The 23629-nt window shown below is 36.8% G+C and carries 23 protein-coding genes and 1 pseudogene; 15 read left to right on the forward strand and 9 right to left on the reverse strand.

Annotated elements, in window-relative coordinates; all coding sequences use genetic code 11:
* Positions 1 to 78: 78 nt before the first annotated feature.
* The 5 genes from HT696_RS02190 to HT696_RS02210 all read right to left on the reverse strand — a co-directional run bounded on the left by HT696_RS02190 (position 79) and on the right by HT696_RS02210 (position 4322).
* Entirely contained in the window at positions 79 to 1143 is a 1065-nt protein-coding gene (locus HT696_RS02190) for a DUF6574 domain-containing protein (RefSeq protein ID WP_173274929.1), read from the reverse strand.
* 62 nt (positions 1144 to 1205) lie between these two features.
* Entirely contained in the window at positions 1206 to 2117 is a 912-nt protein-coding gene (locus tag HT696_RS02195; RefSeq protein WP_173283260.1) for a DUF4097 domain-containing protein, read from the reverse strand.
* The gene (locus tag HT696_RS02200) at positions 2110 to 2703 is read right to left on the reverse strand and encodes a DUF1700 domain-containing protein (RefSeq protein WP_023941404.1); all 594 of its coding nucleotides are present in this window, start codon (positions 2701 to 2703) and stop codon (positions 2110 to 2112) included. Before HT696_RS02200 ends, HT696_RS02195 begins: the two co-directional genes overlap by 8 nt.
* Positions 2690 to 3016, reverse strand: coding sequence for a PadR family transcriptional regulator (locus HT696_RS02205; RefSeq protein WP_000273854.1), 327 nt, complete (start codon positions 3014 to 3016; stop codon positions 2690 to 2692). Before HT696_RS02205 ends, HT696_RS02200 begins: the two co-directional genes overlap by 14 nt.
* 139 nt (positions 3017 to 3155) lie before the next feature.
* Positions 3156 to 4322 (reverse strand): MFS transporter, encoded by a 1167-nt coding sequence (locus HT696_RS02210; protein WP_173262855.1) that lies wholly within the window; start codon positions 4320 to 4322, stop codon positions 3156 to 3158.
* A 57-nt stretch (positions 4323 to 4379) separates the two neighbouring features.
* Between HT696_RS02210 and HT696_RS10880 the strand changes: the two are divergent.
* The 3 genes and pseudogenes from HT696_RS10880 to HT696_RS02220 all read left to right on the forward strand — a co-directional run.
* A pseudogene (locus HT696_RS10880) lies at positions 4380 to 4527 on the forward strand (glycosyltransferase family 2 protein); the annotation flags it as partial.
* Complete coding sequence (locus HT696_RS02215) at positions 4507 to 5307, forward strand: glycosyltransferase (RefSeq protein WP_188110387.1); 801 nt, start codon at positions 4507 to 4509, stop codon at positions 5305 to 5307. The pseudogene HT696_RS10880 and the gene HT696_RS02215, both read left to right, overlap by 21 nt.
* Positions 5308 to 5392: 85 nt before the next feature.
* Positions 5393 to 7243 carry a nucleoside-diphosphate sugar epimerase/dehydratase gene (locus tag HT696_RS02220; protein ID WP_112444487.1) on the forward strand — a complete coding sequence of 617 codons (1851 nt, stop codon included), beginning with the start codon at positions 5393 to 5395 and terminating at the stop codon, positions 7241 to 7243.
* Positions 7244 to 7356: 113 nt separating this feature from the next.
* On the opposite strand, the gene HT696_RS02225 is transcribed toward HT696_RS02220, so the two are convergent.
* The 3 genes from HT696_RS02225 to sdaAB are packed head-to-tail and all read right to left on the reverse strand — an operon-like array spanning position 7357 to position 9563.
* On the reverse strand, positions 7357 to 7989 hold the full coding sequence (locus tag HT696_RS02225; RefSeq protein ID WP_112444490.1) for an HAD family hydrolase: 633 nt from the start codon (positions 7987 to 7989) through the stop codon (positions 7357 to 7359).
* 21 nt (positions 7990 to 8010) lie between these two features.
* A complete protein-coding gene (gene sdaAA, locus HT696_RS02230) occupies positions 8011 to 8883 on the reverse strand; it encodes an L-serine ammonia-lyase, iron-sulfur-dependent, subunit alpha (protein ID WP_173283264.1) in 873 nt (290 codons plus the stop codon).
* A gap of 8 nt (positions 8884 to 8891) precedes the next feature.
* Positions 8892 to 9563 carry an L-serine ammonia-lyase, iron-sulfur-dependent subunit beta gene (gene sdaAB / locus HT696_RS02235; protein ID WP_000838912.1) on the reverse strand — a complete coding sequence of 224 codons (672 nt, stop codon included), beginning with the start codon at positions 9561 to 9563 and terminating at the stop codon, positions 8892 to 8894.
* A 241-nt stretch (positions 9564 to 9804) separates the two neighbouring features.
* Between sdaAB and HT696_RS02240 the strand changes: the two genes are divergently transcribed.
* Both HT696_RS02240 and HT696_RS02245 read left to right on the forward strand, forming a co-directional pair.
* A complete protein-coding gene (locus HT696_RS02240) occupies positions 9805 to 10425 on the forward strand; it encodes a LysM domain-containing protein (protein ID WP_173283266.1) in 621 nt (206 codons plus the stop codon).
* A 272-nt stretch (positions 10426 to 10697) separates the two neighbouring features.
* On the forward strand, positions 10698 to 11285 hold the full coding sequence (locus HT696_RS02245) for a hypothetical protein (RefSeq protein WP_001108794.1): 588 nt from the start codon (positions 10698 to 10700) through the stop codon (positions 11283 to 11285).
* Positions 11286 to 11727: 442 nt separating this feature from the next.
* Here the strand turns inward: HT696_RS02245 and HT696_RS02250 are convergent, their stop codons facing one another.
* A complete protein-coding gene (locus HT696_RS02250; protein ID WP_001268180.1) occupies positions 11728 to 12618 on the reverse strand; it encodes a helix-turn-helix transcriptional regulator in 891 nt (296 codons plus the stop codon).
* 382 nt (positions 12619 to 13000) lie between these two features.
* On the opposite strand from HT696_RS02250, the gene HT696_RS02255 reads away from it, so the two are divergent.
* The 10 genes from HT696_RS02255 (at position 13001) to slmA (HT696_RS02300) (ending at position 23510) form a co-directional block, all read left to right on the forward strand.
* A complete protein-coding gene (locus tag HT696_RS02255; protein ID WP_050242664.1) occupies positions 13001 to 13285 on the forward strand; it encodes a lactococcin 972 family bacteriocin in 285 nt (94 codons plus the stop codon).
* A gap of 54 nt (positions 13286 to 13339) precedes the next feature.
* Complete coding sequence (locus HT696_RS02260; protein ID WP_050242663.1) at positions 13340 to 15448, forward strand: amino acid ABC transporter permease; 2109 nt, start codon at positions 13340 to 13342, stop codon at positions 15446 to 15448.
* Entirely contained in the window at positions 15445 to 16086 is a 642-nt protein-coding gene (locus tag HT696_RS02265; RefSeq protein ID WP_173249815.1) for an ABC transporter ATP-binding protein, read from the forward strand. Before HT696_RS02260 ends, HT696_RS02265 begins: the two co-directional genes overlap by 4 nt.
* Positions 16087 to 16399: 313 nt before the next feature.
* On the forward strand, positions 16400 to 19345 hold the full coding sequence (gene lanM / locus HT696_RS02270; protein WP_173283268.1) for a type 2 lanthipeptide synthetase LanM: 2946 nt from the start codon (positions 16400 to 16402) through the stop codon (positions 19343 to 19345).
* Positions 19346 to 19356: 11 nt separating this feature from the next.
* On the forward strand, positions 19357 to 21474 hold the full coding sequence (locus HT696_RS02275) for a peptidase domain-containing ABC transporter (protein WP_078156163.1): 2118 nt from the start codon (positions 19357 to 19359) through the stop codon (positions 21472 to 21474).
* A 914-nt stretch (positions 21475 to 22388) separates the two neighbouring features.
* The gene (gene slmA, locus HT696_RS02280; protein WP_057487957.1) at positions 22389 to 22577 is read left to right on the forward strand and encodes a salivaricin M family lantibiotic; all 189 of its coding nucleotides are present in this window, start codon (positions 22389 to 22391) and stop codon (positions 22575 to 22577) included.
* A gap of 16 nt (positions 22578 to 22593) precedes the next feature.
* A complete protein-coding gene (slmA, locus tag HT696_RS02285) occupies positions 22594 to 22779 on the forward strand; it encodes a salivaricin M family lantibiotic (protein WP_057487958.1) in 186 nt (61 codons plus the stop codon).
* Positions 22780 to 22809: 30 nt separating this feature from the next.
* A complete protein-coding gene (gene slmA, locus HT696_RS02290) occupies positions 22810 to 22977 on the forward strand; it encodes a salivaricin M family lantibiotic (protein ID WP_240148716.1) in 168 nt (55 codons plus the stop codon).
* Positions 22978 to 23057: 80 nt separating this feature from the next.
* Entirely contained in the window at positions 23058 to 23240 is a 183-nt protein-coding gene (slmA, locus tag HT696_RS02295) for a salivaricin M family lantibiotic (RefSeq protein WP_078156164.1), read from the forward strand.
* A gap of 93 nt (positions 23241 to 23333) precedes the next feature.
* A complete protein-coding gene (gene slmA / locus HT696_RS02300; protein ID WP_057487960.1) occupies positions 23334 to 23510 on the forward strand; it encodes a salivaricin M family lantibiotic in 177 nt (58 codons plus the stop codon).
* The last annotated feature ends 119 nt before the right edge of the window (positions 23511 to 23629 follow it).

Here is a 23629-nt window from a genome sequence, read left to right on the forward strand (position 1 = left end):
ACTGACAAAGTCAGGAACATATATCTACGGTAAGGCGAAGCTGACGTGGTTTGAAGAGATTTTCGAATAGTATGAAGTTTAAAGAAAGGTTAAGATACGGAGATAATCCCCAATCAGTGCCACTTCAGCTACAAAGAAGAGGAGGATAATGACTCCGTTCACAAGGACAGATAAGAATAACTGATAGAAGGAGTCGGTTTCACTTGCTTGACTAGGTCTCGTAATGATATGGAGGCTAGCAAGCAGAATGATTCCAATGCTAATCACACACAAAAGGGCTGAAAATCGTAGGCTATCAAAGAAGGCAAAGAAACTAGCAATGGCAGTTAGGAAGATTGGAATTGCCAAGAGTTGACTATATTGTTGGAGAACCTTTTCTAGCGTCCAGTCCTTTTCTTGGTAGATAAATCGTCTCACAACGAAACTGCCCAAGAGGAATGAAAAGAAGAAGAGTGTTGTTGCTACTAGGATAGAGATAATCGAAAAGAGATTTAATGAAGCAAATTGTTCAGGGAAGTGATTATGCATAGTTGCTATATGTCCATAGTAAGCATGTTTGATGTGGTAGATACTAAAGAAAAAGGAAGATGCAGAAAACAGAATGAGCAAGAGAAAGGCTGTGTAGCTGTGTGTGCTACTTGTTTCAAGCTTGCTTGTAGGAGATTTGAGAGCCTCCACTAGCCAAGACCAAAAATCAAGCACTTGCTCTTTCCATCTATCCGTAGATTTTGGAGCTTGGTCGGGAATATAAGGACTTTCTAAGGATTTACTGAGAAGAAGTGGCTCTTTCGTAGTTGTTTTTTGCTGAGGAAGTGCTTCTGGACTCTCTTCAGCTATAGTGACTTTTTCTGTTTCTTTAGAAAGGTCTGGCTCTTCTTCAGTAGAATTAGATGCTTTCTTTTCTTCTATTTCTGTTCTCGCTTCACCGCCTTCAGGAGTTTCAATTTTCTCTTCTTGCTGGCTTTCCAATTCGACCTCAGCTTGAGAGACTTCCTCCTCTACTTGAGTATTTTTTTCAATTGGTGTATCGAGATCGGCTATCGTTTCTTCAGCCTTGTCTGCAACCTCTTGAGCTTGCTCTTCAGGCTTGTTCTTGCTTGTTGTTTTTACAAAATCATTACTTTCAAACCATTCTTGTTTCATGGTAGAACCTCCTTTTTAGTTAGATAAATATGCTTCCATAGTAGCAGATGTAAGCGTTTTTGTCAACGTCTGCTTGGTGTGGATATTAGCTCAATATCATCATCAGATCTCGCAATGAGTTGATTCTTGACATCGGTTTTTTCAGTTTTGTAAGGGTTGCTTAATTCCGTGCCTCTTGATTCAGGCTCTTCTCTTGTGAATTGGAAGATAGACCCATAGTTACTTGAGACGTCCCAATTAATTCGTTGGCTTTCTTTCTGGTCTAGGATGATTCGGAGATAATCTTTGGCAATCAGTTCAACCTTACCATGGACTTGGATATTTTCAGCGTGGAAGTGATTTTCTGTTGATTCTAGCTGACTATCTGTAAAATCTGTATCAAAGATATTGACGATATTGGGCGTTGTGAGTTTACTGTTTTTGATACGGCTTCCTTCAATTCGGAGGATATAGCTGTTTGTATTGAGGGTCGCATTTTCAAGGCTAGCATTTATGATGGTGGTTTGTCCGCGATTGGCTGAGATGTTGATCCCTTTTAGAGTTCTCCCTTTCGGTAGTCCGATGATGACATCATTAAAACGATTAGATGAACTACTTACAATATGGAGAATCCCATCAATTCCAGAAGAGATAAATGGACTTTCAGACAGTTTCTTATCAGTGAGACTCAGAGTTCTATCGTTCTGATTGGTGATAAGATCATGGTGAGCAGAAAGTGATGGATGGTAAGAAATGTGGATTTGATCATCGAAAGAGTCTGTGATGGTCAGCGCGTGTTGGTGGAGAGTAATCTCTAGGTTTTCGACTTCCTTACCAAAGGTTAGCTCTTCCGTACGGCTATCATAGACAGGTTCTTTGGACATGGAAAGTAGGCTCTTGATTCCGTCAGATTGGATGCCTACAAAGAGCAGGATAAAGCCGATAACGGTAGTCACCACACCAAAAATGAGAAATCCTTTTGTCAATTTACGCATGCTGGTCACCTCTCTTTCCTTTTTTGAGAACAAATTGCACCAAGCGAACAATGAGTAGACCGAAGAAACGAGCTACATAGGAAATGCCTAGTAAAACTAGTGAAGAAGCACCGATAGCCAGTAAACCAGAACCGAAAATCAAGATAAAGGCTGGTTTGGCTTGGGCTAAGACAGTGAAACTTTCAACTAAAAATAGGAATCCGCCAATGATACCAAGTATGGAAATCGCAAAGAAAGCCAGAATGACAGTCAAAGCGGCCACAAGGATTGCGAACAGGGTCACGAGGATGGCGATTCCCAGAGGAATGCCGATAGGTGCTGCAAGGAGAGCTAACAAGGCGATATGTAAAATTTGTCGGTTATTTTTTTGAGCGGGTGCCTCATTGATTTTTTTATCGAGAAGATTGGATAGAACTTCGTGGGCTGCTTCTTTGGGAGTTCCCAAACTGGCAATGAGTTCTTCTTCTCCTTCGACTCCAGCATCGTCAAAGAGTTCCCTGAAATAGTCCATGGCTTCAATTTGGTCAGCCTGAGGCAGTTTTTTGAGATAGAGTTCTAGCTGAGTCAGGTATTCAGTTCTTGTCATGGCGGATACTCCCTTCTATGATGCCATTAATGGTGTCTGTATAGAGTGCCCATTCATCTTTTAGGGTCAAGAGCTGTTCTATACCACCATTTGTCAAGGAGTAGTATTTGCGCATGCGACCTTGGAACTCTCTAGAATAGGTTGTCAGAAAGCTATTGCCTTCCAATTTTTTGAGAATGGGATAGAGTGTGGATTCTTTGATATTAGCGATCAGCTTAATGGTTTGGCTAATCTCATAACCATAAGAATCCCCTTTTTCCAGTACGGCCAAGATGAGAAATTCAATCAAGGCAGAGGATGTTGGAAAGTACATGGGAAACCTCCTTTTCTAATGTGTAGGATTTTTATATATAATTTTTCTACACATACATTGTACATCTAAAAGAAAGCCCTGTCAAGAGAAATGTGTAAAATTTTTATATATAAAAAAACTTCTAGGAAAAACTAGAAGTTTAGAGAATTTTATCAGCTCTGTCTACTGTAAAGAGGGCTACAGTCATCAGGATATCCACCAGCAAGAGGGCAGCTACAGCTGGTACCCAAGAGTGGAACAGGTCAAAACTGTAACCAAAGAGGGTTGGCCCAAAGGCTGCTAGGATATAGCCTCCTGTTTGAGATAGGCCGGACAATTGGGCTGTCTTTTCAGGGGCGCTTGTCTTGAGTGAAAAGTTGACCATGAGATAAGGGAAGAGGGCGCTGGTTGCAGTTCCGATGAGAAGATGGATGGCAAGCCAGTAAAAGAAATTATTAACAGGGAAAAAGAGCATGGAAATGCCGACCACACCAGCTAGTGAAACCAGAGTGAGCATAAGCTGACGGTTGCGAGTAGATAAACTGGTTGTCAGGCTTGGGATGGTCATTGAGAAAGGAATGCTAATCAGAGAGAAGATAGAAGTCAGTAAGCCAGCTTCGTGACTGGATAGGCCTGCATGGATAGCCATTGTAGGTAGCCAGGTCATAGCGGTGTAAAAGAGCAAGGATTGAAAACCTGCAAAGACAATAACTGCCCAGACCTGTTTATTACGCAAGACCTTTGTTTGACTTTTTTGTTTGGTTTGTGGAGCCAGTCTGTGATTATATCGGTGATTAGGCAGCCAGACCAAAAAAGTTGCTAGACAGAGCAGGGTGAGGAGGATGATAAGTCCTTTCCAAGAACTGGCTTGTGTAATAGGCACGGCCAGATAGGAGGCTAGAGCCGTTGCAATCCCCATAGACGTTACATATAAGGTGGTCAGAAAACCAATCTTCTTTGGTTGATTGGCTTGGATAAGACTAGGAAGCAGCACATTGATGACTGCGATGCTTGCCCCAACCATCAAGGTTCCTAGATAGAGCAGGGGCAGATTGATTAGTCGAATGAGAGAACCGATGGTCAAGAAGAAGAGGCTGTAGGTGAAGAGATGCTCCAAGCCAATTTTCTGAGCAAGTCGGGTAGAAAATGGTGAAAAGAGGGTAAACATAAGGAGAGGCAGGCTGGTCAGGACACCAAGCGAACTAACTTCTACTCCCAGACCTTGCGAAATATCTCCCAAAATAATGGGTAAAACAGTAAAAGGAGTCCGCAAGGAAACACCAATCAGGATAATACCTGGAACAAAAAAGAGTGATTGCTTTTTCATATAATACCTCTTCTAGCTGATTTTAATAACAGCTTATTTTAAGGCTTTTTCCCTATAATGTCAAGTAAGGTTTCTGGCTTTCAAGATAAAAATGGGAAACTCTTGAAAATTATGATAAAATAGTGGAAGGAAATCTATACATTGGAGAAAAACTGTGTCTGAAAAGCAAAAAATCAGCGTATTGATGTCGGTCTATATCAAGGAAAATCCGACATTTTTAAAGGATGCTATTGAGAGTGTTCAAAATCAGACCCTGAAACCGAGCGAGTTGGTTCTGGTTGAGGATGGGCCTTTGACACCTGAGCTCTATCAGGTATTAGACCAGGTGGAAGCTGAGTCTGATATTCCAGTGAAACGCTATCCTCTTGAGCAGAATCAAGGTTTGGGTCTGGCTCTTCGACAGGGTGTTTTGCAGTGTCAGTACGATATCATCGCTCGTATGGATACAGATGATATAGCTGTTCCAGACCGTTTTGAGAAACAGGTTCAGCTAATGGAGAAGGACAAGCTCGACCTATTAGGTGGACATATTGCAGAGTTTATTGATAATCCTGATGAGATTGTTTCTTACCGTCGTGTTCCGACTCAACATGCAGAGATTGTAGCTTATCAAAGGATGAGAAGTGCCTTTAACCACATGACTGTCATGTTCAAGAAGGACATGGTTCTCAAGGCAGGCAACTATGAGGATGGCCTTTATATGGAGGATGACCTCCTCTGGCTCAATATGATTGCTGCAGGAGCCAAGACTGGAAATCTGGATCAAATCTTGTGTCAGGTTCGTGTCGGAGCAGGGATGTTTGAGCGTCGTGGGGGACTGCGTTACCTCAAACTCTATCGTCAAGCTCGTCAGCGTATGCTGAAGAGAGGGCAAATTTCTTACATGGAGTATACCAAGAGTGTTGCGATTCAGATGGTTGTTGCCCTTTGTCCTGGATTTGTCCGACAGTTTATTTTTATGAAACTGTTACGAAAAAGCAAGTAAAAGATTGTAGCAAATCGTAAACTAGAGAAAAAGTGTTATAATAACAATGTAATCATCCAGCTCTTTTAAGGAGGAGTAAATTTCTATGAATAAAAAACTCACAGATTATGTGATTGATCTGGTGGAAATTTTAAATAAACAACAAAAACAGGTCTTCTGGGGCATATTTGATATTTTCAGTATGATGGTTTCCATCATTGTATCTTATATTTTATTTTATGGGCTGATTAATCCAGCACCTGTTGACTACATTATCTATACGAGTTTGGCCTTCCTGTTCTATCAATTGATGATTGGATTTTGGGGGTTGAATGCTAGTATTAGTCGTTACAGCAAGATTACGGACTTTATGAAAATCTTTTTTGGTGTGACTGCTAGCAGTGTCTTGTCATATAGTATCTGCTATGCCTTCTTGCCACTCTTCTCCATCCGTTTCATCATTCTCTTTATCTTGTTGAGTACCTTCTTGATTTTATTGCCACGGATTACTTGGCAGTTAATCTACTCCAGACGCAAAAAAGGCAGTGGTGATGGGGAACACCGTCGGACCTTCTTGATTGGTGCCGGTGATGGTGGGGCTCTCTTTATGGATAGTTACCAACATCCAACCAGTGAATTAGAACTGGTCGGTATCTTGGATAAGGATTCTAAGAAAAAGGGTCAAAAACTTGGTGGTATCCCTGTTTTAGGCTCTTATGACAATTTGCCTGAATTAGCTAAACGTCATCAAATCGAGCGTGTTATCGTTGCGATTCCGTCGCTTGACCCGTCAGAATATGAACGTATCTTGCAGATGTGTAACAAACTGGGTGTCAAATGTTACAAGATGCCTAAGGTTGAAACTGTTGTTCAAGGCCTTCACCAAGCAGCTACTGGGTTCCAAAAAATTGATATTACGGACCTTTTGGGACGTCAAGAAATTCGTCTTGATGAATCGCGTCTGGGCGCAGAACTTACAGGTAAGACGATCTTGGTTACAGGTGCTGGTGGCTCAATCGGTTCTGAAATCTGTCGCCAAGTTAGTCGCTTCAATCCTGAACGCATCGTCTTGCTCGGGCATGGGGAAAACTCAATTTACCTTGTGTATCATGAATTGATTCGCAAGTTCCAAGGGATTGATTATGTGCCAGTTATCGCAGATATTCAAGACTACGACCGTCTCTTGCAAGTCTTTAAGCAGTACAAGCCAGCTATTGTTTATCATGCAGCTGCCCACAAGCACGTTCCTATGATGGAGCGCAATCCAAAAGAAGCCTTCAAAAACAATATCCGTGGAACCTACAATGTTGCTAAGGCTGTTGATGAAGCCAAAGTACCTAAGATGGTTATGATTTCGACAGATAAGGCGGTTAATCCACCAAATGTTATGGGAGCAACCAAGCGCGTAGCTGAGTTGATTGTCACTGGCTTTAACCAACGTAGTCAATCAACCTACTGTGCGGTTCGTTTTGGGAATGTACTTGGTAGCCGTGGTAGTGTCATTCCAGTCTTTGAACGCCAGATTGCTGAAGGTGGGCCTGTAACGGTGACAGACTTCCGCATGACCCGTTACTTCATGACCATTCCAGAAGCTAGCCGTCTGGTTATCCATGCTGGTGCTTATGCCAAGGATGGGGAAGTCTTTATCCTTGATATGGGTAAACCAGTCAAGATTTATGACCTGGCCAAGAAAATGGTCCTTCTAAGTGGACACACCGAAAGTGAAATTCCAATCGTTGAAGTTGGAATCCGTCCAGGTGAAAAACTCTACGAAGAACTCTTGGTATCAACAGAACTCGTTGATAACCAAGTTATGGATAAGATTTTCGTTGGTAAGGTCAATGTCATGCCCCTAGAAGTCATCAGTCAAAAGATTGAAGAGTTTCGTACTCTTAGTGGAGATGAGTTGAAGCAAGCTATTATCGCCTTTGCCAATCAAACTACCCACGTTGAATAAAAAAGAAAAACGCATATTATCAGGTCAGTACAGAAGAACCTTGGTAATATGCGTTTTGTTATGTATAGATTTACTTCATTTTATTCTGAAATGGGGTTGTTGCCCAGTCTATGTTATTGAAAATACCCTAAAACTTCTAATGGTTTGTGGGCGATATAATCAGGTTGATAGTCTAGCAAGTCTGCTTGCTCCCCAAATCCCCAAGTGACGGCCAATTTCTGAATGCCTGTTTCTTGAGCTCCCAGCATATCAAACTTGGTATCTCCGATGATGATGGCTTGTTCCGGTGCTAGTTGATGTATCTGTAAGGCCTGGCGAATGACATCTGCCTTATGAGGTGTTTCAGGGCTGGAACCATAAATGCCATCAAAGAAATGATAGATTCCCAAGTTTTTAGTCATGTCTTGAGCGGTTGGAGTATTCTTTGTAGTGGTGATATAAAGAGGATATTTGCTCGATAGCTTCTCAAGCAAGTCTACAATCTGAGGAAATAGTTGAGCTTCATAGATACCTTTTTCCTTGTAGTAAGAACGGTATATCTGCACGGCTTCAGAAATTTGTTCTTTAGGCAGGCAGGTCGCAAAACTACTTTCGAGAGGTGGTCCCATAAAACCACGAATCGTTTTGGCATCAGGGCTAGGTATCCCCAGCTCCTTAAAGGTATGGGTAAAGGCATTGTGAATCCCGATAGAACTGTCAACGAGGGTTCCATCCAGATCGAAAAAGATAGCTGAGATAGAGGTCATGATTTCTCCTATTTGATAAGCTTATTCTCCGAAAATTTCTTTTTGGAGGTGACGACCAGTAGGGGTGGCAGCAAGTCCACCTTCAGCTGTTTCGCGAAAGGCAGTTGGCATGCTTGAACCCACTTGGTACATGGCATCGATCACTTCATCAACAGGGATTTTAGATTCGATACCTGCCAAGGCCATGTCTGCTGCGATAAATGCAAAGCTAGCTCCCATGGCATTGCGTTTGACACAGGGAACTTCGACCAAACCGGCCACAGGGTCACAGATGAGGCCCAGCATGTTTTTAATGACAAAGGCAATAGCTTGACTGGCTTGATAGGGTGTCCCGCCTGCAGCCAGAGTCAAGGCGGCAGCGCTCATAGCAGAGGCAGAGCCGACTTCGGCCTGACAGCCACCCTCAGCACCTGAGATAGAGGCATTGTTTGCGATGACTAGTCCAAAGGCACCGGCAGCAAAGAGGAAATCCAGCTGTTGCTCGTGGCTGAGGTCTAATTTTTCAATAGCAGCAGTGAGAACGGAAGGCAGACAGCCAGCACTTCCAGCGGTCGGAGTGGCACAGACCAAGCCCATTTTAGCATTGTGTTCATTGACTGCGATAGCATTTCGGGCAGCAGAGAGAATTGTGTAATCTGACAGAGTTTTTCCGTTTTTGATGTAGTGATCCAGTTTGGCAGCATCTCCACCTGTCAGGCCACTACGAGATTTATTTTCATTGAGGCCAAGTTGGACAGAAGCTTTCATGACTTCCAGATTGCGTTCCATGAGAAGGAAGACTTCTTCACGTTCACGACCTGTCAATTCAAACTCTGTTGTAATCATGAGTTCTGCGACATTTCCTTGAAAGTCTAGTTCTGCCTGCTCGACCAATTCTTTGATAGAATAAAACATGCTTCCTCCTATTTAAAGAAATTGACATTGTGGAGATGAGGGATTTTTCGAATTTCTTCGATAGCCTCATCACAGTTGCGACTGTCAACTTCGATAATCATAATGGCTTTTTCACCAGCTTTTTCACGAGTGACATTCATCTGGGCGATATTGATACCATAGCGTGAAAGGGCCTCCGTAACGAGGGCAATCATACCTGGAATATCTTGATGAACAATGATGATAGTCGGTGTATTCATATTGAGAGAGACGGCAAAGCCATTGAGTTCGGTTACCTGAATATTCCCTCCCCCGATAGAAATGCCAGTCACACTGATAGTTTTATGGGCATTTTTAACGGTAATTTTAGTGGTATTAGGATGCGGAGCATTGCTGTCTTTTTGAATAGTCCAGACAATCTTGATACCACGTTTGTGGGCAATCTCCAGGCTGTTTGGGATTTCAGGATCATCTGTATCCATGCCCAAAATACCTGCAACAAGGGCTAGGTCTGTCCCGTGGCCACGATAGGTCTTGGCAAATGAGTTAAAAAGTTGGAATTCGACTTCTGTCGGAGTATCATCAAAAATGGAAGAGACAATCTTCCCAATACGAACAGCACCAGCTGTATGGCTACTAGATGGGCCAATCATAACTGGTCCGATGATATCAAAGACAGATTGAAAACGAAGTGATTTCATCAGTTTCCCCTTATAAAAATTCTTATCTCTATTATATCAAAGAATAAAGGTCTTGACTTTAATTGTGGATGAAAACCTTTCTAATACCTCAAATAGCATAAAAATAGTATCTTTTATGACAAAAAACACCTTATTTAGGGAAATAAAAAATAATTTTGTAATATTTCTACATAAAAGTGTCAAGAAACGGTAATATTTAAAGGGTATCATAGAATTATAGAAAGAAGGAGAATTTTCAAATATGAAATCAACAACTAAAAAGATTAAAACAACTCTTGCAGGAGTAGCTGCCTTGTTTGCAGTATTTGCTCCATCATTTGTATCTGCTCAAGAATCATCAACTTACACTGTTAAAGAAGGTGATACACTTTCAGAAATCGCTGAAACTCACAACACAACAGTTGAAAAATTGGCAGAAAACAACCACATCGACAACATTCATTTGATTTATGTTGGTCAAGAGTTGGTTATCGACGGCCCTGTAGCGCCAGCAGCACCAGCTTCAACGACTTATGCAGCTCCAGCAGCTCAAGATGAGGCTGTTTCAGCTCCAGTGGCAGAAACTACAGAGGTAGAGGAAGAAACTCCAGTAGTAAGTGAAACAGTAGCAGAAGAAACTGTTGCTTCAACTGTAAGCGGATCTGAAGCAGAAGCTAAAGAATGGATTGCACAAAAAGAATCAGGTGGTAGCTACACAGCTACAAACGGACGTTACATCGGACGTTACCAATTGACAGATTCATACTTGAATGGTGACTACTCAGCTGAAAACCAAGAACGTGTAGCAGATGCCTACGTTGCAGGACGTTACGGTTCATGGACAGCCGCTAAAAACTTCTGGCTTAACAATGGCTGGTATTAAGAAATAGGGAAGGAGCTTTGAATGGCTCTTTTTTTTATTACTTGACAGGTTATATATGTTGATTTATAATATAGGTAAAGCAGGAGTTGTGTAAGCGTTAACAAATGCAGTGCCCTTAACTTTGTATTCAGCAAAGAATTATGATGTAGCTAGAAAAGAAAGAATTCTAGTTTGATACAATACTACCAGTCTTATTTAAAGTTGTTATGGAACTATTTTCAAAATAGATAGGCCTCTGTTTTAGGCGGAAAAGTTAATCAGGAGGTTAAGTGATGAACTACAATTTAAAATATCTTTTATCAGGAATATTTGTCCTAGTCTTTATAGGTTTCCTAGTCTGGATGCGTTATTTTAATCAGAGGAAGGAAGAAGAGCATTCGGATGTGTCTTTTGAAGCGAGGTTAGATAGTGAGGTCAAGGACTTATATAAACAACTAGGATTGGGTGAGGAGCCTCATTATTTCTTAGCCTATCGCTACCTACATCCTTGGTTTGATTTGGCGATTTTACCACCAACAGTTGAAATTTTCTTAACTAAAATAGCGTTGGTGATGGTAACTCCAGATGAACTACTGATAAGAAATATTGGGAATGGGATGACTTTCACAAGTGAGCATCATCGTGATTTGCGACAAGGCCTTATCCGCATTCCAAAATCAGAGATGAAAGAATTTGAGATTCGTAACTGGAAAAAATTTTTTGTATTTGGCGATTTTTTGACAATTAAAACAAGCCAACATAGCTATTATTTGCAGGTTAGAGATGATGGACTTCAAAAAGGAAGTCTTTCTACCAAACATTTCTCAGACTTGAAACGACAAGATTTTCTAGGATTATTGACAGATAAAAGGACATTCTGATAGACAATTGCCCTAGCGGCTTATTGTAAACTTTACAGATAAGCTGTAAATACTAGAATCCATTCAGAAAGGCAATTCCTATGAAAAATAAAATTTTAATCATTATTTATATTTTAGCCTCGCTAATCATCAATTTTCTAATCTTTTCACTTTTGCATATTGATTTTAAGTGGTGGACAACTCTGGCTATCAGTGCAGGATTTATTTACACCTACTTAAAATTTAGTAAAAAATAAAAAGAGGTTGCACTGATTAAAGAAAATTAGAATATATTAGAGGTAAACAGATAGTAGTAGGGGGATTAAGATTTCTATTGATGAGCCTGAATTTTCTTATAACGTTATCCAACAAACTGACCTATGAAACTTCAAAAATTTAAAAACCACAGGGTATTCCTTTCAACTTGATTGTATTCAAGATTGGAATTACAGTGTGGTTTTATTTAGAAGTTAGTTTTTTCTAAGCCCTTTTCTCTTTCCTTCCGTTGATAATAGGTCTCTACTTCTTTTTTGAGATGAGACAGCATAGAAGTTTCCTCGGTCAGCTCCAGAAGTGAGAAACCTTTTTGGATAAGTCTAGCGTCATCCCTACAAATCCCGATACGGGCATAGCAGATAGCAAGCCTATCGTAGTGCTTCTTTTTCTTGGCATCCTCTAGTAAAGTATAGCAGATTTGTTGACACATGTTTTTGTCTTGATGGTATAAGTAAATGGTGGACAGATTGAGTAGGATTGCCATTCGTAAGTCATATAAATGTTGGTAGTTTTTATAGACTTCTAGGCGTTGCAATATTTTTCCAGTGATGAGATGGAGGTGTTCGATGGGAAAGCTGAAAAGGATGGTATTGAGGATTTTTAGGTCGCTTTCATACCATGTATCTTGTTTTTCAATTTTTTCCCAAAGATTTTTGATAGTCTGTTTCACTTGATCTGACAGTTCCCCAGTCCCATGTTGACGGAGATAAATAACAACTTCCAGCATATCCCTGATTTCTTCTATAGGTAGGTCGTGGCGGGTCTTGAGATAGTTTTGGCATTTTTGAAATAGTTTTTCGAGTTCACTAGTCCCTAGAATTGAGCTCATATTGAGATAGGTTTGCATGATTTCTGTTCGTTGGCTTGGTTGATAGAGATGGCAGATATAGTCAAACTCTTCAAAACTCATATTGATTTGCCGGAGAAGAAACTCCATATTTTCATATTTGGGAGTTACCTTGCCGCTTTCAATCTTTGATAGGCTGGTTCTTGAGATGACATTTCCACAGACCTCTTCTTGGGTCAATCCTTTTGACTCGCGTATTTCTTTATAGACCTTTCCGAAATCATAACGCATAATTTTCTCCTTTTCGTGAAAAAAGTTAACAAATAATAAAATCCTATTAAAAATATTGTATCATAATAACAGGAATAGTAAAAAAGAAAACTAAAATAATGTGTGAAAAAAGTTAACTAATTTTAAAATAGAATAAAGAAGAGGTATACTATAGATACAAAATACAGATAGGAGGGAAAAAGTATGAATAAAAAAGTTTTTCGCTTTTTAGTTCTTCTTGCTTTCTTATTCAGCATTGCTACGGTTTTCCCATGGAACTGGCCGATATAATGCGCTAGTTGTAAAAATGAAAGGAAGGTGAGTCCAATGGACTACGATACTTGTTGATAAATTACTATAGCTGTTTTTACGGAACAGCTCTCAATAATAGGAGAAATAAATCATGAGAAAATTAGTTAAAATTGGTGTTGCATCTTTAATGGTATGTGGTATACTTGCTACTACAAATGCTTTAGCAGTATGGGTTGATGGTGGTCAATGGAACTATGGAGTAGGTTGGACAGGAACTTTTGGATATTCTGATTATTTACATTCTACTCGATCTCATACAGCAACTGTTAAGCATGGAGGTAGAATCTCTAAGGATCGTGAAGATCCCGAGGTTTGGGCTAAAGCTGCCCTTAATCAAATTCCACCAACAGGAATGGAATATTTCTATGGATTTTAAGTGAAATTCTCCCTCTTCTATTAGGAGAGGGAGAACTTTAGTGGAGGTACTTTTATGAAAAAAATCAGTCATCTTTGTATGTTTCTGCTGTTGCTGTGTACCACTTTTTTTGTTTTTAATGTAAACTACACACGTGAAGCGGTTCGGATTCGGGAAATGGGAAAGACTGTAGATTCTTTGGATTTGTATTTGAAAGATATTAACGAACCTGCAGCGTCTGTTCTTCGATTTTTTGAGGATGTATCAAAGGAGTACAAAGTCTCCATCATCAAAACAGACAGTGGTGATGAGGTAATCAAGTCTGGTGTTTTTGATAAAGATACCTTCCCCTACCAAGAGTTTGGGATTTCTTCTCTTGATTTTACCACAGATGGTGAAGGAGTCTACAGTAATAAAGAAATTTCTAATAAACTTGATACGATACCGACCTTTCTAAAAGCCAAGCCTATTCAGCTTATAACTTTTCAAACCTATATCAAGGATACATCTCGTAGTTTAAATGGTCGCTATACGATAACTTCTACACAAGAGATGGATAAGGATAGGATTGTACAGAAATGGAGCGATTTTTTCAAGATAGACCAGGCTACCTTGCTAGAGCCTACCTATAAAAGTGCAGTGGAAGTCATAAATCGAGATTTGCTTTTATCTGCCATTGTTTTTGTCTTGGCTATTTTACTTCTTGTGTTAGTAACAGTTTATCAGCCGATGATGGAGATGAAACGAGTGGGGGTTCAAAAGTTACTTGGTTTTCAAAGCGGGGCGATTTTAGCTGGTTTTGTAAAGACTAATTTTTATCTTCTCTTGGGTGGAAGTCTTGTCATTGACTTGGGACTATTTTTAGTGCTGGACTACAGGCCAAAACTTCTGTTCCCAAGTTTACTCTTATCCCAATTTCTGCTTTTACAGTTATATTTGTTCATCAGTTGGCTGACCTACCTGATGATTCAGAAAATGACAGTCAGTTCCATGTTGAAAGGTTTTTCATCTGTCAAACTTGGTCTCATCTTCAATTATGTGATGAAAATAGGGACAACTATTTTACTGACGGCCTTACTGATTGGGGTGGGCAGAAGTCTAGAACAAGAAAACAAAGAACTTGCTTATCAGCAACAGTGGGTAAGCCAAGGAAATTACCTGACCTTGGAAACCTTCAAACTCAATGATAATCTGTGGCAAGAAGAGCTAGCAGGGTCAGGGAAATCTACAGATTATTTCTACCAATTTTATCAAGACTTGCTAGCAAAAATACAAGTAAACTATGTGCGAAGTGCGAGTCTTTCTATCAAACCAGTCATCAAAGCTGAACAAGTGCAGAACTACCAACTGCCTGATAAGGTAGATGTTTACTATGCTAATAGCAATTTTCTAAAGAGCAAGGGATTCAAGTTACCAGATACCGGCACTAAAAAAGTTATTTTGATGCCAGCCAGTGACAAAGGACAAGAAGGCAAGAATCAATTCTTGGGAAAATCCATCGCCTATCTTTCTCTGAGGTATGAAGATCAGCAAAAGCAAACAATAGAAGATATGGATGTAGAAATTGCCTACTATGAAGGAGATTGGTCTTTCTTCCCTTATAATAATGAGCGAAAGGAAAATCTCCACAATCCAATCATTAGTCTAGTAAATGATCAAGACATGATGTGGGAAGAAAAGACTCGCTTGTCAACGACAGGTTTAAACAACCCGATGAAAGTTGAAAATACAGAACAAAATCAAAAAGTGATTACGGAGTTAGTTGAGAAATTATCAGATGGGAATTATTTAAAATTTTCATCGATTCAAGCCATTCAACAAGAGAAAGTGGATTCTTATCGAGATGCAGTTCGAAATCTTAATATACTCTTTGCTTTGTTTGGTCTCCTTAGCATGATGATTTCCTACTTTTTACTCGTTACTACTTTCTTGTTGAAGCGCAGGGATATCATTACCAAGAAGTTTATGGGGTGGAAACTGGTCGATCGCTATCGTCCTCTCCTCGTTCTGCTCTTGCTGGGCTATAGTCTGCCTCTTCTAGTCTTGATTTTCTTTGCCCATGCGCTCTTGCCACTCCTGCTGTTTGCAGGCTTTACATGTTTGGATATACTATTTGTGCTAGGCTTGGCTTCTAGGATGGAGAAAAGAAGTCTAGTAGAGTTATTGAAAGGGGGCATCTTATGATTGAGTTGAAAAATATTACCAAAACCATTGGGGGAAAAGTGATTTTGGATAACTTATCTCTCAGGATTGATCAGGGGGATTTGGTAGCCATTGTTGGCAAGAGTGGTAGTGGTAAGTCGACCTTGTTAAATTTATTAGGTTTGATAGATGGTGATTATAGCGGACGGTATGAGATTTTTGACCAGACAAATCTAGCGGTTAATTCTGCCAAGTCACAAACAATAATCCGTGAACATATCTCTTATCTATTTCAAAATTTTGCCCTGATTGATGATGAAACGGTCGAGTACAATCTTATGCTGGCACTGAAATATGTGAAATTGTCTAAGAAAGACAAGCTCAAAAAGGTGGAAGAAATTTTAGAGAGAGTAGGTTTGTCAGCTACGTTGTATCAAAAGGTTTCCGAGTTGTCTGGTGGGGAACAACAACGAATTGCAGTTGCTAGAGCCATCTTAAAACCCAGCCAGCTGATTTTAGCCGATGAACCAACAGGTTCTCTGGATCCTGAAAATAGAGATTTGGTCTTGAAGTTTCTCTTAGAGATGAATCGCGAGGGGAAAACAGTCATTATTGTGACCCACGATGCTTATGTAGCCCAACAATGTCATCGTATCATTGAATTGGGCGAGGGGAAATGAGTTAGTTCTGCTTATTTTGACTGAGTGAATACTAAATTGTCAAATTAAGTTAGATTTTTCATGTAACTCAGAAAAACTTGGTAGGGTGATTGATAATTCGATGATTTCCTAGGAATTCTATTTATTGAGTATAGGTCATTTATGTTAGTTTCTTTCAGACAAATGTGGTGTTTATCTGAGCCTAACATAGATGGCTTTTTCTGTCTAGTTTAATTTTACAAATTGGGTCTCTCAATCTCAAAAGTGCATAGAATACTCATTACCATTACTTGAAAATTTGATAATCTTAAAGTAATTATAAGGAGGAATTACTATGTCAGCAATTACAGATAAATGGATAAAACTATTTAATAATGTCAATAATTCTCAGGAGTTAGATACATTTTTAAAGAATGTTTCAGGGAAAGGGCTCAATGAATGGGAACAACTATATAATGACTATGATGAAAGTAAAGATTTATTTATTGAAGAAGCGCTAGAACAAGGTGAATGGATGTTATATACTCCACAGCAAAGGCTTAAGACTAGAATCAATTGGTTAGATTTATATAAACCATTGTGTTATAAATATGTCCAAAAAATTTATAGTATTGTTGAAACTAAGAATTATATTTCTGATAAACAGACTTTTATAGAAGGTATTGAAACATATTTTTTTGAGATTTGTATGAATATTAGTTATCGTACAGTTGTTTTAGAAATTAATGATTTACGCAGAAATTCAAAACTTCTGGGGGAGAGTAGTGAGGATAGATATAAATACTATATAGACACTTTATTACGAGATAAAGAATATATTGTTGATTTTTATAAAAGATATCCAATGTTATATGAGGTATTAGATCAAAAATTAAAAAATATAAGTTTTTATATTCAAGAAATTTTAAATAATTTAGAAGACGACATTCAAGATATTCAGAATTATTTTAAAGTATCGAATTTACAATTATCCAAAATTAATTTTAATGCAGGTGATACTCATTCTAAAGGCAAGACAGTTTGTATATTAAATTTCAAAGATAAGGATATTGTGTATAAACCTCGTAATATGATATTGGATGTTAATTTAAAATTATTTGCAGAAGAATTTGAAAAGACATTTGGAATCTCGAATACATTATTTATCCCTAAGACTTTAACTAAGAAAGGATATAGCTATGTAGAAATGATTGAAATTCAAGAATGTTCTACTTTAGAAGATGTAAAAATATATTTCGAAAATATGGGGAAAATTCTAGCATTTTTACATTTGTTTGGTGCCAAAGATTATCATGGAGAAAATGTATTAGCATCTGGGAGATTTCCTTATTTGATTGATAATGAAACAATTCTTCATTTTAGTGAAAATGAGACAATTAATACATCTATACATAAAATGTATGACTTTGTAGCTAACTCAGTATATAGTACAGGTATTTTGCCAATGACGCTATATTCAATTAATAATAACAAAGGAATGGAAATAGGTGCATTAAATTCTGGTGCAAGAAGAGAATCTCCCTATTTAACACATCAGCTGTCTAATGTTGGCACTGATGAAATCAGAATTGAAAAAGTTTTTAAAGAGGTTGGAAGCTTTCCCAGTACTGTTAGATACGAGGGTGAGAATGTCTCTTGTTCTAATTATTTACCTCAAGTTCAACAGGGATTTGAAGAGATTTATAGAATTTTTGTTGATAATAAGTCAGTTATCTCAAAAATGATTAAGAAATATTTTAATAATTGTGAAACGAGATACATTTATAGAAATACCAATATATATGTACAGTTGCTAGAGACTAGTCATCACCCAGAACTCTTAAAAAATCGTTATGATTTTGAAATGTATTTTCTTAGATTATGTGAATATGGTGATATTTCCAATGAATTTGATAGTAAAATGATTCATGATGAGATTAATCAATTGAAAAATGATGATGTCCCAATTTTTTATTCCGATTCATCTAATAATAATATTTCAAATGGAGTTAAGGAATATATTTTATCACTTGAGGGCGAAAGTATTGTAGAGAAAATTTTAAATAGAATAAAAATAGCATCTACTTCAAACTTAGTTCGTCAGAAGAGAATTATTAATATGTCTTTTATGGGGACCGAATTATTTGTAAAAAATATTGAACCTTCTAAAAGAAAAGATCTTGGAAGAGAATTATTTGTAAAAAGACTATTATCTAGTAGGTTTGAACATAATGGCGAAATTAGCTGGTTAGCAATGCTAGCTATGGATAAAAATTATGATATATCACCTATGAAGTATGATTTATATTCAGGTACAGCAGGCATTTTACTTGGAATCAATAGTTTAAAAATCAAGGAGTTAGAAGAACTTTTTCCTGGAGTAATGAAATACACTGTTAACTACATAAAGGATTTTAGTTCTGATATTACATATCAAAATGTTGGAGCTTTTACCGGAATTTATGGCTATCTATATGCATTGTGTGTATTAAAGGAGAGTAATAAAGATATTCCTTTGGAGATTGAAACATGTATCTTTGAAACCATTTTTAGAACTAAAGATATAGTTTCAAATTTAGATAATTTAGATATTATCGGTGGGATTTCTGGTATTTTAGGTGTTTTATTGAAAGTCAATAGTACATTTAAAGGAAATTTAGATATATTAAATTTGACAGATAAGTTGATGAAACTAATTGTTCAACGTCTGCTTAAAATATATGCCGAAGAAGGGGTATGGATTTCAGAAGATCCAGGGTATGCTCACGGGAATTATGGTGTAATTGTTCAGCTATATAAATATAGTTTAAGTTTAAGTACAGATTCAAATATTAGAAAAATGATTATTCAGTGTGTACAAGACTATTTAAGGAAAGAGAGAGAGGAACTAAATCCCAATAAAGTTCTAAAAGTAAGAAAAAATGCTAAATACTACTCCTGGTGTAATGGTATTGTTGGTATTGTAAAAGCTAAGCATTATTTGTTAATTAATGGGTTATCAGATAAGTTGTTATCGGAAGAAGTGGAGTATTACAGCAGAGATATACTAATTAATGGATTAAATTTGGATAATTCAATTTGTCATGGGAATGTGGGTAATTTGGTGATTTTGGATTCAATTTTACCTGTTCAAACTAATCAATTTGAAAATGAGATACATCAGGAAAGCAATCAATATTTATTAGAAAAAATGACCTATGAAACTGATGATTGGGGTGTTTTGACAGGTGAAATGGGAATATTGATGTCTAATTATAAGGCGGGTAGAAAATGTCTTAATGAATTGCTATTATTAAATTAAGGAGGAATGTAATGAAGAGAAGAGTACCATTTATAGAACAGCATCAAAAAACAGAGTGCGGTTTATGTTGTGTAGCAATGGTATCAAGTTATTTTGATCATGAGATTTCTGTCAAAGATTTACGTAATATTCAGGAAACAGGAAGGGATGGAACAAATTTTGGAAACTTAATTGATATATTAGAAAATATTGGATTTTCTATTAAGTCGTTTCGTTATCCCAAAGAACAAATTGAAAATTTCTCTAAAATTTTGACTCCAGCAATTGCCTTATGGCAAAGTAAACATTTTGTAGTAATTGAGAAGGTAAACGAAAAATTTGTATGGGTTGTCGATCCAGAACTTGGTAGAATTAGATATAGTTTGGAAGAATTTTCAGAAGGTTTTTCAGAGTATCTAATCAGTATAGTAGATAGTTCACAAGTATCTAGGAGAAAGAGTAAAGAAAACTTTCAAGTAGTTTATAAACAGTTGTTAAAAACTTGGCCATATTTTATTCCATTGCTTTTTTTAACACTAGGTAGTTATGGAGTAAATTTTATTTTTCCTCTATGGATGCAACAAATTTTAAACGAAGTCTCAAAGGGAGTTTTTATTAAACAATTCGATTTATTACTTAGATTCTTAGTTTTTGTCTCCATATATTTTATTATCATGTTGTGCCAGAGATATTTTGCAATTATATTGACAAGTGCTATTGATGAGCGACTAAACAATAATGTGATAAGTAATCTCTTTAAGTTACCTTATAAATTTTTTTCTACTAGAAGTAGCGGAGATTTAATCTACTCAATAAATGGTTTGTCTAGAATCAGACAGTTATTTACAAATCAGTTTATACTTGGGATTTTAGATATAGGGTTTGCTATTTGCATTTTAATCTATTTTGCTAGATTTAATTATATTATATCCTTATTAGCTGTTCTATTGTTTTTTTTGAATCTTTTTATATTATTCTTGACCAGACAGAGTTTAGAACAAAGAAATAAGTCATTTATAATTTCTCAAAATGACTTACAGAATAAACAGATTGAAATGGTTTATTCTATGATGGGAATTAAAATGGAAGGTTTTGAAGACCAGACATATAAGCAGTGGAAGAGTTTATTTGATAAAAATATATATAGATATAAATGTAGTGAAATTTTTTCAGGATTTGTGAATTCGTTATTTACTATTATCACATTTATTTCACCTTTTATATTGCTGTTTGTTGCTTTACAATCAAATAGTAGTGTTGGTATAGGAAGTGTATTTGCACTTTATTCTTTAAGTACTCTTTTATTCAGTAAAACTAATAATATTTTTGAAACAGTAGTATCATTTTACAATAGTAAAACGTTTTTAGCTAGGATAGTTGAAATTTTAGAAGAAGACATGGAGGAAAATGGAGAATTAAAATTTGATTTAAAAGGCGATATTGAATTAAGAAATGTATCATTTTCATATACAAAAGATAGTAAAAAGGTTTTAGAAAATATTTCTTTAGAAATAAAACAAGGAGAGCAGGTTGCAATTGTCGGATCATCTGGTTCTGGGAAAAGCACTCTATCTAAGTTATTAATTGGTCTATATCCAGCAAGTTCAGGAGAAATATTGTTTGATAATATAGATTATGATAAATTTGAGAAAAAATACTTACGTCAACAAATTGGAATTGTACCTCAAGATATGACACTCTTTAATAAAACTATTCTTGAAAATATTATAGGTGATAATATTATTTCACAAGAAGAAGTAGAGGAAATTTGTAAATTAGTAAATATTCACGATGAAATCCAAAATATGCCTATGGGATATCATACGCTAGTTTCGGAGATGGGATTGAATTTGTCTGGTGGGCAACGTCAAAGAATTATTTTGGCTAGAGCATTAGTCAAGAAACCTCGAATTATGCTCTTAGATGAAGCGACAAGCTATTTAGATAATGTAAACGAAAAACAAATAATGAGAAAATTTAAAGAGCAGAATATTACTATAATCTTGATTGCACATCGTTTATCTACAATTATTGACTCTGATCAGATTTTTGTTATGGACAATGGAAAAATTTCTGAGAGAGGGACGCATAGAGAGCTATTAAATAATAGAGATGGTTTATACAGTCAACTTTATCAAATGAATTATTAATTTTAATAAAAAATTTCAAGTTTAAGTTATTTTGCATTAAATGAGTTGATTATGCTTATCATTTGTATCACACTTCCAAGAAAAGTAAGAATAAACTTATGTCTCAGAAGTATGGGGTTTAGTTTTATAGTATCACTCACTAAAAATATTGGAAAATGTAAAAATTGAAAAGAATTCTACTTCGTCAAGGTGTAATGACCTCAAAAGTTGAACTATTAATTTATGCTAAGGATTGAATCCTGTATTGCACAGGACTCAGTCCTTTTAATTGTGGTTTCAAGCCAGTTTTTCTCTGTGAGAAAAATTAGTCAAATAATATAGCATGACCTGAACGAAGTTCAGCGAGCGTTTTTAGACGCCGCTGGAGAGAAACGGCTTATAGCCAGTGTACAAGCCACCCGTTTTCACGGGTGGTTATGACTAGTCGAATTGCCACCGATCAACACTTTACTCAAAATGGTTTCTATTGTTTCTTGATTGAGAGCTTGAAACAAGGTAAGTTTTAATTTTCTAATACGAACTTTAAGAACAGATTATTTCTATTTTTCTGAAAAAAACGACAAGATTATGGAATTTCCAAAGAAATACTCCGTTGTGACATCAATATAGCCTCCAACTTTATTTTCTACTAGCAGTATGCTGAAGGTGTGAGAATTATGATAGATACATTGTCATAGAGCTAAATTGATTGTTCCAATTTAATTGTTCAAGCTAGCTTGACATAGATAGAAAAAGATATTTCACACGGAGTCTATTGCTATATTAGAATATCTAGCTAATCAATCTGTATTACCATTTTTAATTTTTAAATCGTTCAATATTATTGCACGATTTACTCATTACTAAAGCTATTTAGCGATGTATACTTAGTAGTGTAAAGATGATTATCTTAAAAAAAGAAAGGAGAGTTGTTTATGACTAAACATATTCATAAATGTGAAGAAATTGATAGTCTTGATTTTGAAGTAAACGAGCAAGAGCTTTCAGGCAAATCAGGTTCAGGTTGGTTTACGGCAGTTCAATTAAGTCTAGCAGGTCGTTGCGGTCGATGGTTTACAGGATCATTTGAATGCACTAGTAACAACGTAAGTTGTGGTAAATAAAAATGGGGGAAAAATGATGGAAGAAAAGAAAATGTCATCAGAGATTGATAATTTGGATTTTGAAGTAAACGAGCAAGAGCTTTCAGGTAAATCAGGTTCAGGTTGGTTTACGGCAGTTCAATTAAGTCTAGCAGGTCGTTGTGGTCGATGGTTTACTGGTTCATTTGAATGTACTAGTAACAACGTAAGTTGTGGTAAATAAAAATAGGAGAAAATGATGGAAGAAAAGAAAATGTCATCAGAGATTGATAATTTGGATTTTGAGGTAAACGAGCAGGAGCTTTCAGGCAAATCAGGTTCAGGCTGGTTCACGGCAGTTCAATTAAGTCTAGCAGGTCGTTGTGGTCGATGGTTTACTGGTTCATTTGAATGTACTAGTAATCATGTAAAATGCGGTTAACTAAGGATTAGAAAATTTTATTCTGATAAATAGTATTTGTTAAATTTATTATAAACAAGGAAAGTTTTGCGAGGGACAATATGGAAAACAAGCAATATAATTCAGAAATTGACACTTTAGACTTTGAAATTAGCGCTCAAGAATTGGAAGGAACTTCTGGTGCAGGAGGCTGGTATTCAGCATTTAAAATGACTCTAGCTGGTCGCTGCGGTCGATGTTTCACATGTTCTTATGAATGTACAAGTAATAATGTTAATTGTTAATTTAGGAAGTATATATGTTTCTTGAGATGTGAAAATTTTCCTTGTTATAGTTGACAGATATAGAGTTAAATGATAAATTATAGGAGAAACAAAATGGAAGAAAATTATGTAGAAGTTGATAGCTTGCGTCATGAAATTGACAATCAAGAATTAGCAGGTAATTCTGCAGCTGGACTCAGAACAGCAATTCGAATGACTAGTCAAGGTCGCTGTGGGTGGGCTTTCACGCTTTCTTATGAATGTACGTCACCAAATGTCCGCTGTAGATAGAATGAACAAGATTGGAGAGTAAGATGGAAGGAATTATTGGAACACTTGAGTTTTATGCTCCCGTATTGATTCTAGGAGCATCTATTATTGGTATCGTCTACGTTATGAAAAAACGAAAA

Origin of the sequence: Streptococcus sp. 9903, from assembly GCF_013276625.1 — a bacterium.
Lineage (GTDB): Bacteria > Bacillota > Bacilli > Lactobacillales > Streptococcaceae > Streptococcus.

Excerpts from the sequence above, each read along its gene's own strand:
- HT696_RS02225 (WP_112444490.1), bottom strand. The coding sequence starts at position 7,989 with ATGACCTCTATCTCAGCTATCTTTTTCGATCTGGATGGAACCCTCGTT.
- HT696_RS02250 (WP_001268180.1), bottom strand. The coding sequence starts at position 12,618 with ATGCGTTATGATTTCGGAAAGGTCTATAAAGAAATACGCGAGTCAAAA.
- HT696_RS02195 (WP_173283260.1), bottom strand. The coding sequence starts at position 2,117 with ATGCGTAAATTGACAAAAGGATTTCTCATTTTTGGTGTGGTGACTACC.
- slmA (WP_240148716.1), top strand. The coding sequence starts at position 22,810 with ATGTCATCAGAGATTGATAATTTGGATTTTGAGGTAAACGAGCAGGAG.
- sdaAA (WP_173283264.1), bottom strand. The coding sequence starts at position 8,883 with ATGTTTTATTCTATCAAAGAATTGGTCGAGCAGGCAGAACTAGACTTT.
- HT696_RS02275 (WP_078156163.1), top strand. The coding sequence starts at position 19,357 with ATGAAGAGAAGAGTACCATTTATAGAACAGCATCAAAAAACAGAGTGC.
- HT696_RS02265 (WP_173249815.1), top strand. The coding sequence starts at position 15,445 with ATGATTGAGTTGAAAAATATTACCAAAACCATTGGGGGAAAAGTGATT.
- HT696_RS02240 (WP_173283266.1), top strand. The coding sequence starts at position 9,805 with ATGAAATCAACAACTAAAAAGATTAAAACAACTCTTGCAGGAGTAGCT.
- HT696_RS02200 (WP_023941404.1), bottom strand. The coding sequence starts at position 2,703 with ATGACAAGAACTGAATACCTGACTCAGCTAGAACTCTATCTCAAAAAA.
- sdaAB (WP_000838912.1), bottom strand. The coding sequence starts at position 9,563 with ATGAAATCACTTCGTTTTCAATCTGTCTTTGATATCATCGGACCAGTT.
- HT696_RS02220 (WP_112444487.1), top strand. The coding sequence starts at position 5,393 with ATGAATAAAAAACTCACAGATTATGTGATTGATCTGGTGGAAATTTTA.
- HT696_RS02245 (WP_001108794.1), top strand. The coding sequence starts at position 10,698 with ATGAACTACAATTTAAAATATCTTTTATCAGGAATATTTGTCCTAGTC.
- HT696_RS02255 (WP_050242664.1), top strand. The coding sequence starts at position 13,001 with ATGAGAAAATTAGTTAAAATTGGTGTTGCATCTTTAATGGTATGTGGT.
- HT696_RS02215 (WP_188110387.1), top strand. The coding sequence starts at position 4,507 with ATGTCGGTCTATATCAAGGAAAATCCGACATTTTTAAAGGATGCTATT.
- slmA (WP_057487957.1), top strand. The coding sequence starts at position 22,389 with ATGACTAAACATATTCATAAATGTGAAGAAATTGATAGTCTTGATTTT.
- HT696_RS02190 (WP_173274929.1), bottom strand. The coding sequence starts at position 1,143 with ATGAAACAAGAATGGTTTGAAAGTAATGATTTTGTAAAAACAACAAGC.
- lanM (WP_173283268.1), top strand. The coding sequence starts at position 16,400 with ATGTCAGCAATTACAGATAAATGGATAAAACTATTTAATAATGTCAAT.
- slmA (WP_057487960.1), top strand. The coding sequence starts at position 23,334 with ATGGAAGAAAATTATGTAGAAGTTGATAGCTTGCGTCATGAAATTGAC.
- slmA (WP_078156164.1), top strand. The coding sequence starts at position 23,058 with ATGGAAAACAAGCAATATAATTCAGAAATTGACACTTTAGACTTTGAA.
- HT696_RS02260 (WP_050242663.1), top strand. The coding sequence starts at position 13,340 with ATGAAAAAAATCAGTCATCTTTGTATGTTTCTGCTGTTGCTGTGTACC.
- HT696_RS02210 (WP_173262855.1), bottom strand. The coding sequence starts at position 4,322 with ATGAAAAAGCAATCACTCTTTTTTGTTCCAGGTATTATCCTGATTGGT.
- HT696_RS02205 (WP_000273854.1), bottom strand. The coding sequence starts at position 3,016 with ATGTACTTTCCAACATCCTCTGCCTTGATTGAATTTCTCATCTTGGCC.
- slmA (WP_057487958.1), top strand. The coding sequence starts at position 22,594 with ATGGAAGAAAAGAAAATGTCATCAGAGATTGATAATTTGGATTTTGAA.